General features: G+C 58.8%; 19 protein-coding genes. 7 read left to right on the top strand and 12 right to left on the bottom strand.

The annotated features are described in order from the left end of the window. Positions 1-8 precede the first annotated feature (8 nt). The 6 genes from AB4Z13_RS21355 to AB4Z13_RS21330 all read right to left on the bottom strand — a co-directional run bounded on the left by AB4Z13_RS21355 (position 9) and on the right by AB4Z13_RS21330 (position 5,183). Positions 9-179: a hypothetical protein gene (locus tag AB4Z13_RS21355; RefSeq protein WP_442206755.1), complete on the bottom strand. Its 171-nt coding sequence runs from the start codon at positions 177-179 to the stop codon at positions 9-11. 378 nt (positions 180-557) lie between these two features. Next, complete coding sequence (locus tag AB4Z13_RS21350) at positions 558-1,535, bottom strand: glycosyltransferase (protein WP_113320112.1); 978 nt, start codon at positions 1,533-1,535, stop codon at positions 558-560. A gap of 121 nt (positions 1,536-1,656) precedes the next feature. Continuing rightward, entirely contained in the window at positions 1,657-2,400 is a 744-nt protein-coding gene (locus AB4Z13_RS21345; RefSeq protein WP_439017867.1) for a hypothetical protein, read from the bottom strand. Beyond that, on the bottom strand, positions 2,393-3,886 hold the full coding sequence (locus tag AB4Z13_RS21340) for a glycosyltransferase family 2 protein (protein ID WP_442206754.1): 1,494 nt from the start codon (positions 3,884-3,886) through the stop codon (positions 2,393-2,395). The genes AB4Z13_RS21345 and AB4Z13_RS21340 overlap by 8 nt, the downstream gene beginning before the upstream one ends. After that, positions 3,883-4,512 carry an HAD family hydrolase gene (locus tag AB4Z13_RS21335; RefSeq protein ID WP_007823215.1) on the bottom strand — a complete coding sequence of 210 codons (630 nt, stop codon included), beginning with the start codon at positions 4,510-4,512 and terminating at the stop codon, positions 3,883-3,885. The genes AB4Z13_RS21340 and AB4Z13_RS21335 overlap by 4 nt, the downstream gene beginning before the upstream one ends. Further along, a complete protein-coding gene (locus AB4Z13_RS21330) occupies positions 4,509-5,183 on the bottom strand; it encodes a hypothetical protein (RefSeq protein WP_442206753.1) in 675 nt (224 codons plus the stop codon). The genes AB4Z13_RS21335 and AB4Z13_RS21330 overlap by 4 nt, the downstream gene beginning before the upstream one ends. Positions 5,184-5,422: 239 nt before the next feature. Here AB4Z13_RS21330 and AB4Z13_RS21325 point away from each other — a divergent pair, with 239 nt between their 5' ends. After that, entirely contained in the window at positions 5,423-6,928 is a 1,506-nt protein-coding gene (locus AB4Z13_RS21325; RefSeq protein ID WP_442206752.1) for an oligosaccharide flippase family protein, read from the top strand. 254 nt (positions 6,929-7,182) lie between these two features. Next, positions 7,183-7,575 carry a hypothetical protein gene (locus tag AB4Z13_RS21320; protein ID WP_442206751.1) on the top strand — a complete coding sequence of 131 codons (393 nt, stop codon included), beginning with the start codon at positions 7,183-7,185 and terminating at the stop codon, positions 7,573-7,575. Positions 7,576-7,643: 68 nt separating this feature from the next. Here AB4Z13_RS21320 and AB4Z13_RS21315 read toward each other — a convergent pair whose 3' ends face one another. Further along, positions 7,644-8,018 carry a GFA family protein gene (locus AB4Z13_RS21315; RefSeq protein ID WP_442206750.1) on the bottom strand — a complete coding sequence of 125 codons (375 nt, stop codon included), beginning with the start codon at positions 8,016-8,018 and terminating at the stop codon, positions 7,644-7,646. A gap of 11 nt (positions 8,019-8,029) precedes the next feature. Next, positions 8,030-8,293, bottom strand: a complete 264-nt coding sequence (locus AB4Z13_RS21310; protein ID WP_442206749.1) for a hypothetical protein — start codon at positions 8,291-8,293, stop codon at positions 8,030-8,032. Between the two features lie 309 nt (positions 8,294-8,602). Here AB4Z13_RS21310 and AB4Z13_RS21305 point away from each other — a divergent pair, with 309 nt between their 5' ends. After that, positions 8,603-8,866 (top strand): hypothetical protein, encoded by a 264-nt coding sequence (locus AB4Z13_RS21305; RefSeq protein ID WP_442206846.1) that lies wholly within the window; start codon positions 8,603-8,605, stop codon positions 8,864-8,866. 71 nt (positions 8,867-8,937) lie between these two features. On the opposite strand, the gene AB4Z13_RS21300 is transcribed toward AB4Z13_RS21305, so the two are convergent. Continuing rightward, positions 8,938-9,492 (bottom strand): hypothetical protein, encoded by a 555-nt coding sequence (locus AB4Z13_RS21300; RefSeq protein ID WP_442206748.1) that lies wholly within the window; start codon positions 9,490-9,492, stop codon positions 8,938-8,940. A 198-nt stretch (positions 9,493-9,690) separates the two neighbouring features. On the opposite strand from AB4Z13_RS21300, the gene AB4Z13_RS21295 reads away from it, so the two are divergent. Continuing rightward, positions 9,691-9,987, top strand: coding sequence for a hypothetical protein (locus AB4Z13_RS21295; protein ID WP_442206747.1), 297 nt, complete (start codon positions 9,691-9,693; stop codon positions 9,985-9,987). On the opposite strand, the gene xth is transcribed toward AB4Z13_RS21295, so the two are convergent. Beyond that, positions 9,941-10,738 carry an exodeoxyribonuclease III gene (xth, locus tag AB4Z13_RS21290; protein WP_442206746.1) on the bottom strand — a complete coding sequence of 266 codons (798 nt, stop codon included), beginning with the start codon at positions 10,736-10,738 and terminating at the stop codon, positions 9,941-9,943. The genes AB4Z13_RS21295 and xth overlap by 47 nt on opposite strands. A 495-nt stretch (positions 10,739-11,233) precedes the next feature. On the opposite strand from xth, the gene rpsU reads away from it, so the two are divergent. Together rpsU and AB4Z13_RS21280 are read left to right on the top strand one after the other, a co-directional pair. After that, positions 11,234-11,470, top strand: a complete 237-nt coding sequence (gene rpsU, locus AB4Z13_RS21285; RefSeq protein WP_442206745.1) for a 30S ribosomal protein S21 — start codon at positions 11,234-11,236, stop codon at positions 11,468-11,470. 81 nt (positions 11,471-11,551) lie between these two features. Continuing rightward, on the top strand, positions 11,552-11,746 hold the full coding sequence (locus AB4Z13_RS21280; protein WP_442206744.1) for a hypothetical protein: 195 nt from the start codon (positions 11,552-11,554) through the stop codon (positions 11,744-11,746). Between the two features lie 62 nt (positions 11,747-11,808). On the opposite strand, the gene AB4Z13_RS21275 is transcribed toward AB4Z13_RS21280, so the two are convergent. Beyond that, complete coding sequence (locus AB4Z13_RS21275) at positions 11,809-13,077, bottom strand: acyltransferase family protein (RefSeq protein ID WP_442206743.1); 1,269 nt, start codon at positions 13,075-13,077, stop codon at positions 11,809-11,811. Between the two features lie 195 nt (positions 13,078-13,272). After that, positions 13,273-13,902 (bottom strand): alpha/beta hydrolase family protein, encoded by a 630-nt coding sequence (locus AB4Z13_RS21270; protein WP_442206742.1) that lies wholly within the window; start codon positions 13,900-13,902, stop codon positions 13,273-13,275. A gap of 313 nt (positions 13,903-14,215) precedes the next feature. Between AB4Z13_RS21270 and minC the strand changes: the two genes are divergently transcribed. Further along, the gene (minC, locus tag AB4Z13_RS21265) at positions 14,216-14,959 is read left to right on the top strand and encodes a septum site-determining protein MinC (protein ID WP_442206741.1); all 744 of its coding nucleotides are present in this window, start codon (positions 14,216-14,218) and stop codon (positions 14,957-14,959) included. Positions 14,960-14,982: the final 23 nt, after the last annotated feature.

Here is a 14,982-nt window from a genome sequence, read left to right as displayed (position 1 = left end):
TTTCCAGTTCACCTGGCCTGGATGACATCGGCGCCAGGAACGCTGGCGGTCAACTGATCGGTATCGCCCGACATGGCCGTGCCGAAGACATAGAGCATGGCGGCAAGAAAGATGACGAGTGCCAGCAGGGATGCGTTCCACGCGCTGGAAAATCCCGGGATTTCGTTCCTGTCACCCATGACTGAACTCCTCTTTCGATGGAGGGCCGAACGGATGGGGAGGCAGTGCGTTCCGGATCTGGGACTTCAGTCCCGCGCGTCATCAGACCAAAGTCCGAGCGTCGGAACGGCGAGTCCGGAGAAAGATCCAGCGGCTTTGCCGTGCCTGTCATCGCGATCCTGTTTGCGATGGCGGGAATTATCGCCGCACTCGTTGCTATAGCGGATAGTGATGACCGTCGCGGCGGCCAACGGGACGTGAATGCTCGCGATGACAGTTATCGCACGCCTGTGTCAAATGGTTCTCGAATGGCAGTATCCAGGCCAGTCGGTAGCCGTGCCATGAAGACGATTTGAAAGAGCCTACGTCAATCTGGAACGGGCGGATGCTGTCGACCATCAACGCGATAAGGCCTGCCATGGCGAAAGTCTTCCAAAGAACTTAGCGATGGCCGAGAGCGAGGCAGCCCGCATACGCAACAGTCGTTGCCGGCGAAGGGCATCGACGCGCGTTCCCGGTGCCTTCGCGAGCGCCGCCCTGGCCGCCCTTACGGGCTCCACCAGGCTGCCGGCGACATCCGGCAAGGCATCCACTTCCGCCTCGAGGCGCGTGAGGTAGGCGTTCAGACCATCGGCAGCGGCCTGCCGTAGTCGGCGGGTCGGAGCGTTGCGAAGCCTGCGCGTCGCCCAGCGCAGATGTTCTTCGGCATGCCGGTGCAGTGCCTGCGGATGCTTGTAGGCCCTGTGGTCGCCAAGCATATCGGCAACAAATGCCACTTCTCCGAGCTCGCCGCAGCGCCACCAGAGCTCCATATCCTGCAGATATTGCCAGGCGGGGTCCCAGCGGCCGGCCTTGAAGAAGACATCCGTGCGGATCGTTGCGCCCGGCATCGCGACCATATTGTTGAGCAGCAGCAGTTCGCGAAAGGCCTCACCGCTGTTGCTGTAACTCCACCCGAAGCGGCGGCCGGGAATAGGATCACCCTCGTAGGTGATCTGCCGGAAACGGCCGTGGATCAGGGCAGGGTGGCGCATTGCCGCGCGCCCGATCGCGCGCAACGCCCCCGGTGCGAGACGGTCGTCGGCATGCAGGGTGACGAGGTAATCGGCATTTGCGCCGGCGGTATAGGCGCGATTCCAGTTGTCCGTGCGCGGCACGGTGTCTCGGTGCAGGGCCGGCTTCAGCAATGGAGATGAGTAGGATGCGATCATCTCCCGGCTGCCATCCGTGGAGCCGTTGTCGCAGATATGGACCTCGAAGTTCGGATAATCCTGTGCCAGAGCGCTGTCCAGCGCCTCCGCAAGTGTCTCAACATTGTTGTAGCAGGGTATGATAATGGCGAGAGAGGGTAATTTGCTCGATATCCCGGCTGTCATGATGAACTCCCGTTTACTAGGTCCCCTGATCCCGCGAACGCGTGTCGAGGGGATCGTTAGCAAGGCTCCGCCCGTCTCCGTCGAAGTGGAACGGCACCGGTATTTTCCCCTATCCTAGCCACTAGCCGGCAAGGGTCACGTCTGCGATCTTGACATCGAACACGTCACGCGCCGGCAGCGTCCGGACATCGAAACCGTGTGCGACCACGCCGTTCAGCATAGGGCAGACAAAGAGCAGGCCGTTATGCGAGAGGCGCGCCCGGTTCTGCAGGCTGTGGGCCAGAGCCAGCTGAAAAACGGCGACGTTGCGGAACGCATAGACGCCTGCCGATGCATTCTCGGAGATGACGACCTTTTCCCTTGCTTCCAGCATCCGGCCATCATTTCCAAGCCTGATATAGCTGTATTGCGGATGGTGGGAGGCAAATGTGAGTGCCAGACCGCCGAGATTGGGTTCGGTTGCAAAGATTGCAGCAATATCCGCATCGCAGTCGAACATGATATCGCAGAGGTCGACGACAACGGGCGCATCCGGAAAAGCGACGAGTGCCACACCGGCCGCAGCGCTCCAGGCAGCGCCACCGCTCATTTCGGACAGCCAGACGATCCGCGCTGCCGGATAGCGTGCCTGCAATGTTTCCCGAGCGTAGCGCCGTGATGCAGGCCTGTCCCGCAGCACGAAAACAGGCACAGCCGCGCTGCTCCACCAGGGACGCGCCTCCAGCGTGGCGCCGAGCAATGTCGTCTTTCCAACCGGCATCTCCGCCTTCACCGAGCCGTCAGGCCGCTCAAAATCATTCCCGGCCATGGGAATGATGATGTTCAGCGGCGCCATCGCGTCCGGCCTGGTTCCGACGTCATGCATAGGCAGGCTCACGGCCCTGCAGATATTCGGCCAGATCCTCGGGCGTACCAAGCCCGTGCATGTTCCTGACATCGATCTCGTAAACGCCGATGCGTGCACCGTTACGGATGGCGTAATTATAGGCCGGGCAGACATAGAACTCGTTGTTGGTGCGATCGTTGTGCACCATCATGTCGAGCGCGCCCTTCATGAAATCGCCGGCGCGGCGGAAGAAGTAGATACCGACTGTTGCCAGTTCGGAGATCGGCTGCTTTTCGGCAACCCTGAGCACGAATCCTGCCGCATCGGTTTCGGCGAAAGACCATTTCGGGTCGCGCTTCGGGTCGCGAAACACGAGGATCGATCCGTCGAGATCGCGCGACATACAGTCATCGATGAAATCGACGATACGCATGTCCACCACCTGGTCGGAATTGGCGATGAGAAGGGGAGCTTCCTCATCGAGATGCTGACGCGCCAGCAGAACGGTGCAGGCGGTGCCTTCGGTGAGTTGATCGACCGAAACGACCCCGACGCCCTGCGAGCGAAGTTCGGCCACCGCATCCGCCTGGCTGTCCAGATGTTCGCGCAGCACCAGGACCGTTGGTTGTCCACCCGGCGGCAGCGTGTTTTCGAGCACATGCTGGATCATCGGCCGGCCAAGCACGTCGATGAAGGGCTTCGGGCGGGTGAACCCGACCTTGGCGAAGCGGCTGCCCCGGCCAGCGGCCGGCACCACCAGTTGCACGGGTCGCTGGGCCTGTGCTGAGGATAGGCGGCGGACCCCGTTGACCTCGAAATTCTCGATCATTTTCGGGTTGTAGAAGCTGTGGTAGCGGTCCGCGGGAACGCTTGCGGAAACGACGCGGCCGCCATCCAGGATCACCTCGTTTAGCGACGAGCTGACATAGTAGCGGTCATCCACCGTCACCCCGTGCCTCAAGGCGGCAGTCGCGGCCTTGAAGAAAATCTGGGCCTCGCGGAAATAATAGAACCCAGCGATCGCCTTGTTGCTGATCACATCCTTCTCGGACGTGCGGTTGACGAAACCGTCGTCGCCGAGCGTCACATAGGACCAGCGCGGGTGGATCGTCTCGAAAGTGATGACGCCGGCATCCGCCTTGGCTGCCTCGAATTCCGCAATCACGGATGCAAGCCGGGTGTCGATGATCTGGTCGCTGTTGGCAATCACCAGCGGCTCGGTGGGGTCAATCTTGTCGACCGCCATCAGGCAGGTGCAGAGCGCACCGGCCGTCGGGCCTTTCAGCATGACCACCTCGGAACGGCCGTTGGTGCTGAGGTCAAAGATCCGCTCGTAGGAATATTTGACGGCATCCTGCTGGTCGACGAGGAAGAGGAAATGCGCGTCGCTGCCGAGCGACTTCATGTTTTCGATGGCCCATAGGATCATCGGCTTTCCGGCCACTTCGATAAGCGGGCGCGGATAGGCATAGTCTTCCGGGCTGAAATGCGGGCTTGTGCCCGTAGTGGGGAACAGGACGATCATGCCATCACCTCCGATACACGCTTGATCTCCGACACGATCCGGCCGTAGACAACGTCGGCCGGTGTTCCGATCTGCATGACGTAAGCGCCGCTGTCGCGCGCGGCCTTCAGGCCGTATTCATTGTCCTCTAGGATCAGGCACTCATCCGGTCTGAGGCCGAAGCGCTCCATCGTCGTCACATACATTTCCGGATCCGGCTTGGCGCGGGTGACATCCTCATTGGAAACGATGAGGTCGATATATTCTATCAATCCGGCACGCCGCATCATGGACTCGATGGTGACACGGATCGAGTTCGAGCAGACGGCGATCTTGTAGCCATCGTGCTTGAGACGGCTGAGCGCGTATTGATGGGCAAACACCGGCTTGCAGCGGGTGTAGATCAGCTCCATCGTATAGTCCTGCTTCAGCTCGTGGATCAGTTCGTTGAGCCCCTTCGGCAGGCCATTGGTACGGGAGAGGATCTCCAGCTTGCGGCGGGTTGGCAGGCCATCGAACGTAGTCAGATGCGCCTGGCGGTCGATCGGCATGCCGAAAAGATCGAGCGCCCGGTTCAGCGCCTCATAATGCCATTCCTTGGCATCGATCAGCACGCCATCCATATCGAACAAAACAGCACGGATCATGTGACTTCCTCCTCAACCATCCAGGCAAAGCTCTGCTCGGCTGCATCGGGCAGATCGGTACAGATCATCAGCCGCTCGAGCGGAAGACCACTCTTTGCAGCCTGTCGCAATGCGCCAGACCAGGCGGCCCAGACCGCTTCATGCGGGCGCTTGTGCAGTTCCGGCGAGACCATCGCGACATATTTGCCGCGCCTTAGATCATCGATCGCGCGTTCGATCGAGGCCGGCTTCTCGGTGAAAGAATCCACCCATACGCCCTCACAGCGTTCGTAGAAGGACGGGTAGAGCTCGACCTCACTGTAGCGGGTGAAAACCGGGATATTGCTATCGAGATAGGGCCTGAGATCGGGAACCGACGCGTCGAAAACGAAGGAGCGGTTCGTCACCTCATATTGTTCCAGCATCGGCAGCAGGGCAGGGCAGAGGCCGTCCGCCTTGATATTGATGGCCAGTCGTCCCGGGGCGCCATTTGCTGCATAGCACTCAAGAACGCGCGCGAAGGACAATGCCCCGGTTGTGGCAGGATCGTGTGAAATTACCAGTTCGCCATTCAGATCGCGAACATCCAGTTCAACGCCGTGTCCGGCGGCAAATGCCTTGTCGAATGCGCCTAAAGTGTTCCGCTCATGGGGTGCAAGCCACCAGCCACGATGTGCGAGTATCATCATCATTATGTCCCTCCGGCCCAATCGGCCAACAAACGATTTTGTGTCGTCACAAAGGGCGGATTAAATCCATGCATGTGCCGACCAATCTTCATATGCAGGATTGTAATTTCATCTTGACTATGCAGAAGTGAGTATAGGTCGTCAATATCGAATATACACCAAAGTTGTTACTTTGGTAACACATGCGGTGCGCGTAATAATGACAATATAAACTCCAGATAAACTCAAAAGAACATGTGACCATGGGCACATCTAGTACGGCATCACTACCCGGCGCAGGGGAAGACCAGGAGCCGCGCAGTGGGTCTACATCACGGGATGCGCTATGGGTTTCGGGCGCTCGTCTGGTCAGCCAACTCTGCGGTATCGGTACATTGCTGGTCGCAGCCCGCGTCCTCTCACCGGCCGAGGTTGGCGTCTTTGCCATGGTCTCTTCGACCGTTTTGCTGCAATCGAAGATTGCTGAAGCCGGATGGAGCGAATATCTGATTGCTGCACCGCATGATAGGGAGCTGCCCGGAACGGTTCTCTATTGCGCGCTTGCAAGCGGACTCGCCTTCACCATTCTCGGCTTCATTGGACTTGCTGTTTCCCTCATCTGGCTGGCGCCGACCGGGCCGATCTTCTTCACCCTCCTCCTGCTGATGGCGACCATCGTGCCCGGCACCTTCATCATCTGCCAGAGCGGCGTATTGGTCAGGAGGCGACGCCTGCGCGAACTTGCCTTCTATCAGGCGGCCTCGGAATTTTCGGGCCTTCTCGTAACGACCGGAGGGCTATTGCTCGGCTGGGGCATCGTCGCGCTTGCGGCAGGACGCTGTTGCGTCGTGCTTGTCGCACTCCTGATGTCCACCGGCTTTGCGCGCTGGCTTCCGCGGTTCGAATTCCAGCTCACGACTGCCCGCGAGGCGCTTGCCTATTCCACCCGGCTCCTGGCATCGCGCCTCATGCAATTTGCACAAAGTTATGGCGCGGAGTTCCTGATCGTGTTCTTCATCGGCGCGACGGAGGTCGGCATCTATAGAATGGCAAGCCGCATCGTCGGCGCCGTCACAGAGCTGATTTCCGAACCCGTGCGGATGCTGGCATGGAGCTATTTCTCCCGCCAGCAGAACGCGGCGGGCAGCGGGGCGGAAGGCCTCAGCCGGCTTATGGGATTGATCATGGCGGCCACTGCTTTTGCCGCTCTTCCCGTCTTCATGGGCCTCGCTGTGATATCCGAACAACTCGTCAGCGTGCTGCTCGGGACGCAGTGGCTCGCGGCCGCCCCAGTTCTCATTCTGCTGGCAGCTGCGCGCGGCATTGCCGTCATCCAGATGCTCAACGAGCCCGTGCTCAGCATCATCGGCCGGGTTGCCCTGCTGCCGCGGCTGAACATGCTGTTTACGGCAACAAGCCTCGCCTGCCTTGCAATCGCCGGCTGGATCCGACCTGACCTCGTCAATATCGCGGTCGCGCAGGTCGTGGCCGCGGCATTGACAACTTCAGTGTCTCTCTACTTCCTGCAGCGCGGCACCGGATTCCGTTGGCCCTCCTTGTTGCGTCGGATCCTGCCCGCCGGGCTGGGCGCCTGTGTCATGGTCGGCGCCGTCGGCCTGGCTCTCCATATGACAGGCGGCAGCCTGCATCTTCCTTTGGTGGACTTGTTTATGGGAGTTGCGGTGGGAGGCCTCGCCTATGCCGTCATTGCATGGTCCAGCGGCCGTGCCTTGATGGCGGAACTGAACCATGTGACGGGTGCGCAATAGCGGCATGGATGCGGATGCCTGTTAAACCCAGCTTTCGTTGGTCTCCTTAGCCAATGCTCGAAAGCCATGCACCAAAAAATTGTATCCTTGTGGCGATTTATTTCATTCTCAAATGGGCGGGTGAGATCGCCCACCTCGACGGGCTGTTGCTCCGGTTCCAGGCATAAAGCGGGATGTATCGGCGACGTTCGAACTTATGACGGCTGAGCGCGTTCTCATCTTGCGATAATCGACACGGCCGATGGGAGGTGCTTATGACGGATATACGCACGCGCGGATTCAAGACGAAGGCCGAGCTTGACGAACATCTTGCCGACATCGAGGAGGCGGCCGAAACGGAACAAGTCATGCCTACGGTCGACCATTCGGAGGAGAAGCAGGAGGCCGTCGAGCTCGCAAGATTGCAGGAGGATCTGACGTTGCTGCGTAGACACCTCGCTCTCCTCCGCGAGCAGGCGAAGACCGCGATCTCGGCACGCACCCAATGGACGGATGCGAGTGCCCATGAGCAGCTTGGAAATTATCCCTGGCTGAAGCTCGCCGGGGTCATTGCCGTAACATTCCTCGCGGCCAAGCGGTTGCGGTTGCTGCCTGCTTCGGGAATGGCGACGATGCCTCTCGCCCTTTCACGCTTCAACCGAATGTGATCACCCTTTTGAGCTAAAAGCTCGGTGCGCGCAGCAGCCCGTCGCGAACCTTCGACATCGGACGCCTGTCAGATCCGATCCTCTTCGAACTGTTCCGCGCCCTCCACCGGCTGAAGCCATGGTTCGCGGCGTTTGATCCAGAGCTCATAGGTGGGCTTGAGGCCGGTCGGCGCATCCTGCAGGGTCCCGAGTTTGATTTCGGCTTCGTCTTCGTCGTAGGCAAAGACCCGCGAACCGCAGGCCGGGCAGAAGCGGCGGCCTTGATGCATTGCGGTTTCCCCGGTGGTTTTGAAGGCGGACGTCGGCCAGATCGCGTAATAGGTAAAGGCTGCGCCACTCTCCTGGCGGCAGTCGGTGCAATGGCAAAGCCCGACACGCTTGGGTTCACCCTCCACCTGATAGCGCACCTTGCCGCAATTGCAGGTCCCATATCGTATGGTCATTCAAGCCTCCCTCAATGTTTCATCCCGAAAGGCGGTTGATCGTCGTCGAAATTGCCGTTGCTCAGACTGTCGTAGCGATTGAGGCTCGGCTCGCCGCCTCGGGTGCCGAAGGGTGTCAGCTGCACCATCATTTCCCTCGCACGATCGATTGCGTCTTCTTCGCTCAGCGCCGCCGCCTCGGGAAGGCGCACCGTCAGCTGCTCACCGGCGTCGCCGAAGAAATCGACATGCCAGGCCTTCTGCCGATGCGTCACCTTTGCCTCGTTCAGATGCATTGAAACCTCCGTTCGGCCTTTCCACCGGTTTCGCTTCTCTCGGGCATGGAGATCAGTGTATCAACCGATGTACTGGCGATTGGTTCCGAGCCCTCATTCCTTCGGGTGTTCACTGCCGGCTTGCGGCGTTGTTCACTCAAGGCTTCACTCCGCCGGCACCTGTCGAAGAACATAAGCATTCATTGAAGAGCAGCGATCGACACGGTTTTCGCTCGGCTGTCGTGCGCAGAGATGATCGACGCATCTATTTCCGATCCTCTGCGTTCACCCCAAGGACGGATCTTGTTCGAACCCTCGAAAGGAACGCAGATGAGTTTTCCAGCCCCGACAAGCAATGATCCCACGCTCCGGTTTAAGGATGCGACCGATGCTGCTCGCGTTGCCCTAGAGGCGCTTATCGCCGATGCCAACGCTGCGGGTTGGAGCACGGACGAGATGACCGTGGCACTCGTTGAGGCAGCACGGTCTCTCAAAGACGCAAACACCAGGGACCCCGACCCTGCCGATGATCCGCCAATCAGCGGCGTCGATGCGAAGCAAGGGCAGATTGGACGTGGCGAGTTATTTGACTGAGTGACGACCCAGCGGTCGCTCATAACAGGACAAGTGACAAGTGAGACCTCATCTCGCACGACATCGTCTCGTCAGATCCTGATCTGCAACAGGCCCCCTCGGGCCACCTGTCTGCCGTGGCACCAGAACGGATGGATCATGTCATTGATGGTCAGGATGTCGGCACACGGAACAAGCGGCGACCATCCTTCATGGGCATCGAGCCCGACGAAGGCCAGTCTTGTCAGGGATCTTGTGCCTGCCAGCAGATCTTCGTCATCAATGGTGACGTCCACCAGCAGCACTTCCGGCGCCCGCACGGAGCAATCGACTGCTTCCCGAGCGATTGTCGTCACCGACGTGCTTGCTCCGATATAGAAGGCCATGACTGTATTGTCGTCGAAGTCGGCGATGGCGGGAATAAGCAGATTTGCCGGTAGGGCCGTCAGCGTATCGCGTGTACCGTCAAACCGATGCCCGGTTGCGTCCTCGCCTGCGAGACTGCGATTTCCCGAAAATTGATAGAAGACCTCGCGTCGGGTCAGATATTCGACCGTCCAGCGACCGGAATGGTCTGCTGCGTTTGAAGTCGCGAGTGCCTCGATCTCCGAGACGACTTCATGGAAGGTGGTGCGAGCGTTGGCCATGGCGATTCTCCTTGAGGGAACAAAGGCGGATGGCGGGTGAATGTTCCTGCGAAAAGAGAATAACTTCCTATGCGGGCTTGATAACCAACGACGCCGATCATGACACGGTGCCTTCGGTGTGGTCCCGCTGAAAGGCACAAATAGCGCCATCATATTGACGCAGTGCGCGTTAACCTTTGAGAGTGAAAGGAGACGAGCATGGCCAGACACGATAGCTACTATATCGAGATCACCACGCGTCTTCGGTCGGTGCGTTCTTTCTGCGACTTCCTGTCGAGCGGCGGGACTGTCGGCGTTGCTTCGGCGGACGGCTCACGCTACGGCGATGTCACCACCGATCTGCTTGCAAGAACACGCAAGGAAGCAGAGGCCCTCGATCGCATCCGCCGTCAACTCTTTCCGGATCGTGCGGACGAAGAGGTTTCGCCGGCGCTCTATACTTGTGGACTCACCGGCTCGCGCCAGTCGCGTAAGGCAGGTCGAGCTCAATCATGACTGGCGCATGATCGCTTGTATGGTCCCAACTTCTCGGATTGCGCCGCACGCTAGCAGAGCGAAGATGCCCAGCGAGGTCGGGACTGAGAAGAACATGGTCGATCCGCAGTCCCGCGTCCCGTTCGAATGAGTTTCTCCAGTATTTCCAGAAGGTGTAGATTCGCTCATTCGGGTGAAGGTGGCGAAGCGCATCCGTCCATCCCTGTTGAACCAACCTGGCATAGGCCTTTTTGACCTCGGGTCTGAACAAGGCATCATCGCGCCATCGTTCCGGGGAATAGACATCCATCTCTGTCGGCATGACGTTGAAATCGCCAGTGAGCAGGGTCGGGACTTTGAGGTCCAAGAGCTCTCCGGCATAGTGATGCAGGCGCTGGAACCAGCGCAGCTTGTAGTCGAATTTCGGGCCAGGCGCCGGGTTGCCGTTTGGAAGGTAGAGGCAGCCGATCAACATCCCGTTTATGGCAGCCTCGATGTATCGGCTGTGGCTGTCGTCCGGATCGCCCGGCAGGCCACGGCGTGTCAGCACCGGCAAAACGCCTCTCGCAAGGATCGCCACACCATTCCAGCTCTTTTGGCCATGCCAGACGGCACGATATCCGGCGCTTTCGATTTCCCGTCGCGGGAATTTATCGTCAGAGGTTTTCAGCTCCTGAAGACAGACGACATCAGGCGCATCTTCTTCCAGCCATCGCAGCAGTATTGGAAGGCGGCCGATGATCCCGTTAATGTTGTAGGTAGCTATCTTCAATCGACCTCCAAAGAGTGCGGCGGGCCGGACAGGTTGGACGATCGTCTGCCATTCGTCGGCCATGGCGGGAAACCGGAAAAATCGCCATGTTCGCCATCCCCGCCGCGTCCGGTTGACACGGCCCGCGCTCGGCAAAGGGAATGTGCATGGCTCCAGAAGGTTCCCGTCAGGCCGCTGGTGGGCGGATCAGGCTGCCTTGCAACACCGTCTGGCCGTTCTTATTTACCTCCCCATCACCCCTATCGGTTTGGTAAGGCCCAGAGAACGACGCGTGCTCTTCCAGAAGAGTGTACGCGTTCCAGCCAAGACCTTAGCAAATATCGACCACTGGCTGGTTCAGCACACATTGCGGCCGCGTCGACGCAGCGCGGGGGCAACGCGTGATCCTCTGATCCCTTCAGCCAAGGCTGCCCACGATTGCGCCATTTGCGCAGAACGAATGCCGAGAGATCGCCAGCCGAGCGGGCTCAACACCACTATCCGCAAGGAGAAAACATGCAGGTCATTGTCAGAGACAACAATGTTGAACAGGCTCTCCGCGCCCTGAAGAAGAAGATGCAACGCGAAGGACTATTTCGCGAAATGAAGGAACGCCGGGCCTATGAGAAGCCCTCGGAGCGGCGTGTCCGCGAAAAAGCCCAGGCAATTGCCCCACAGCGCAAGGCTGCCCGCAAGAAGATGCAGCGCGAAGGACTTTTGCCAGCCGCAACACGCCGCGCGTCCGCACGCTGATGACAGCAGCGCCGCCGCAATATGCCGGCGGCGCTCTATTCTGGCCCTCTATTCTGGCCCTCTGTTCTGAAAAGGGACATCATGGAAGAGTTGCGTAGTTTGACGGTTTCCGATGATCGGCTTGACGACTGCCGCGAGGCTATCGGACCGGATCTGCAGGATCTGATCGATGCGACTGTCGCCTCCGGTTTTACGATCGAGGAAACATTGATCGCGATCAGCGAACTGGTGGCAGAAGATTTCGCCTCCGCGGTGAAACTCCCGAGCGTTCACTGAGGCGGAAGATCAGAGAATGGTTGCGAGCGCATCAGATCAGCCAGATCCGGCTATTCAATCAGTCAAGCGCGCGACACGCGGTCGCGAGACGGTGCATCATGACTGTCGCTCACTTTTTCTTCTCCATCGAGGGCGTTTTGCATTTCCTCAAGAACTCGAATGAGCTGCGAGGTCGTCGGCGCCTTATCGCCTGAGGAGACTGTGTCGGAAGCGATATTGGCGGGCGTTTTCTGGCCCGTTCGCGCCAGAACCGGCAGCAGGCCGACGATGAGTGAGGCGAAGAACTTCTTTCGGCGTTCTGCGACTTCCGCCAACAGGAAGCAAAGGATGAAACAGGCGACGAGCAGGGCAGCCGCCATCGGAACGTGCTCCTCCACCGGATGCAGGAAGGCCGCAAACATGAGGATAAGGGGCTGGTGGACAAGATAGAGCGTAAAACTGCCGCCAGCCAGCCATTTGATCGCCGGGCCTGTCTTCTCGAACAGTACCGGAGCCTCATAAAGCAACGATGCCGCACCGATGAGGTGCAGGACGACCGCAGCGCCGATCAGATTGAAGTATACGAAATTGATCGCTTCCTGAGACAGTGACCAGGTCTCGTACATGTTGGTCGCAGCGCGATCGGCGAAGAATTTCAGGCTGAAGAACAGCAAAAGCGACGCGCCGATCATCGCAATAGAGATGGGGCGCCGAAATGGCGGGCGTTCGATGACGCACTTCATCGTCAGCCAGCCCATGAGCCACAGCGGCATATACATCAGGATTTTCGGGCCGGCGACCGCGGCCCAGAGGCACAGCAACGGGATTTTCGCGCGCCGCGGCGAAAAGGCAAACAGCCCGAAGAACAAGTAGTACTGAACTTCGAAGCCCAACGACCAGTATGGTTCGCCGCTGCCAAAAACGGCATGGGCAAACCACAATTGATTGGTGAAGGTCACATAGGCGAGCGCGGCTTCGATTGATACCGGAGTGAAAAATCCGGTATTGATGAAGTCATAGTAAAAGGCGTTCGCGTGCATCCCGATGGTGTCGGCCACGAAGATCGCTGCGATCGCCAGCAAAGCAACAGGCATTATTCGAGCGAGACGGGCGACGAGGTATACGCGCCATTCCCTTTCGCTCACCTGCCCGACGTAGCTGATGACAAGTCCCGAGAGAACAAAGAAAACCGCGACAGCTTCCCGTCCCCAACCAAGAGGTCCGATCTTGATGGAGGGGAGCAGGAAAACATGCGCATGGGAGAGAAATACGACAACGGCTGCGCCTAGCCGCAGCAGGTCAAGATAGATGGAAAGATTGCTGTCAATCTTCCTGCCTTCGATCGCGCCCATGACTGATTTCCCGTCGGATGACAAAGGGCATGTTCAGCTGGGAGCCGCTTTGTTCAGGAACTGATTTCTGCGCGGATGCGCGAGGGCGCATTCGATCAAGCAAACCTTTTAAAAATGTTTACTGAATAAGCTCAAATATTGAGGAAGCGGTGGATATTAACAGGAATATCGCGTTAAGAGAGTGTTGTCTGTTAGTTACAACTTCGCTGCCCAGGCCGTTGTATATTCGGACAGTCGCCGCATATGGTCGCCAGCGGAATATCCGGAGATCTTCTTTCGCGGTTTGAGATCGTGGTCGCCGTCTTCCAGCCAGAGCAGATCAATCTGATCTGAGAGCGTATAGGATGCGACCTCTTCCCTTGATCCGAAGGGGTCACGCGTTCCCTGGCAGATCAGTGTGGGGGTGCGCAGGCTTTCCAGATGCGCGGTGCGGAGCTGGTCCGGCTTTCCCGGCGGGTGAAACGGATATCCGAGGCAAAGGAGGCCCCGGACTTTCTTCGCTGCAAAACTCTCGTCGGCGATCATGCTTGCAACGCGGCCTCCCATCGACTTGCCACCGATGATGAGTCTGCCGGCGTTTAAGTCGCCGATCGCCGCGCGATATTCATCCAGGAGATGGTCGGCACGCGGAGGAGGCTTGACCGCTCCGGTCAGGCGACGCTGCGCCATATAGCCGAACTCGAATCGCGCCACTCTGAATCCTCCGTCTGCGAGCGCTTTCGATAGATCCGTCATCGACGCGGAATCCATCGCTCCGCCTGCGCCATGAGCCAGGAGGATCGTGGAGCTCGCAGTTTCCCGTCCTGTGATCAAAAAGCTGGTCATTCCTTTTCCGTATGCTCTTATTGTGAGTCCATCATACCGCTCGCGTCATTCTGCGAGCGAACGTGCGATTTTAGCAAGAGCATGGCGTTTCATTCGAACAAAGGCTTTCCGATTTCCTGTTGCGTTTGAAATCAAGAAAGGCCCTGATTTTTCAGGCGAAGGCCCGAACTAGAATTGACTGGAAGTGCGAAATTTGCGGGTGGGGCGCCGCGACTTCAGGAGCCATTTTTTTATCCCATCAGCACCTCGTTAACGATTTGTTAACCATGAAGCAGCTAAAGCTTTTAAATCGAAATTAACCAAGTTTACTAACGTGTTAACTGAAGCGCGCTCCATTCGTATCAAAGGCAGATCGTTTCTTGCGGTCGTGCTGACGCCCGATCTGCCTTTCGAGGACTGGCTCGTACGCCTCGACGACCTCGCTGCACGCTCCGCTGGGTTTTTCCTCGGCAGGCCGGTGGTTCTGGATGTGAGCGAGCTCTCGCTGGATCGTGCCGCGCTCAAGGCGATGGTTGCTGCTCTCGGTGAGCGTGGCGTCAGGGTGATGGGCATTGAAGGTGCACGGCCGTCGCAGCTCGACGCCAGCATGCCGCCGGGCATGGTTGGTGGGCGCCCAGCTGCTGACGTGGAGATGCCCGCAGCTGATGCCGAGGCACATGTGCAGAAGCCAGGTAAGACGCAGCTGGCCGAGGTGCGGGAAGTTGCTGCGCCGGTTGTGCGCGCTACGCTGTCGTCGCTGGTATTGCACGAACCGGTGCGCTCCGGGCAGTCGATCGTCTTTCCCGAAGGGGATGTAACGGTCATTGGATCCATCGCTTCGGGGGCTGAAATTATCGCCGGTGGCTCGATCCACGTTTATGGCGCGCTTCGTGGACGCGCACTTGCCGGATCGATCGGCAATTCGGCGGCGCGAATCTTTTGCCGCAAGCTTGAGGCCGAGCTTCTGGCAATCGACGGGATCTACAAGACGGCGGACGATCTGCCGGCGGAGCTGCGCGGTCAGGCTGCACAGCTATGGCTTGAGAACGACGCGATCATGGCATCGCGACTGACTTAACTGGGTGAATGGTTGAAACAGGA

This window comes from Rhizobium sp. YAF28 (assembly GCF_052113285.1).
Lineage (GTDB): Bacteria > Pseudomonadota > Alphaproteobacteria > Rhizobiales > Rhizobiaceae > Rhizobium.
This window is presented reverse-complemented; position numbering and strand designations above follow the sequence as displayed.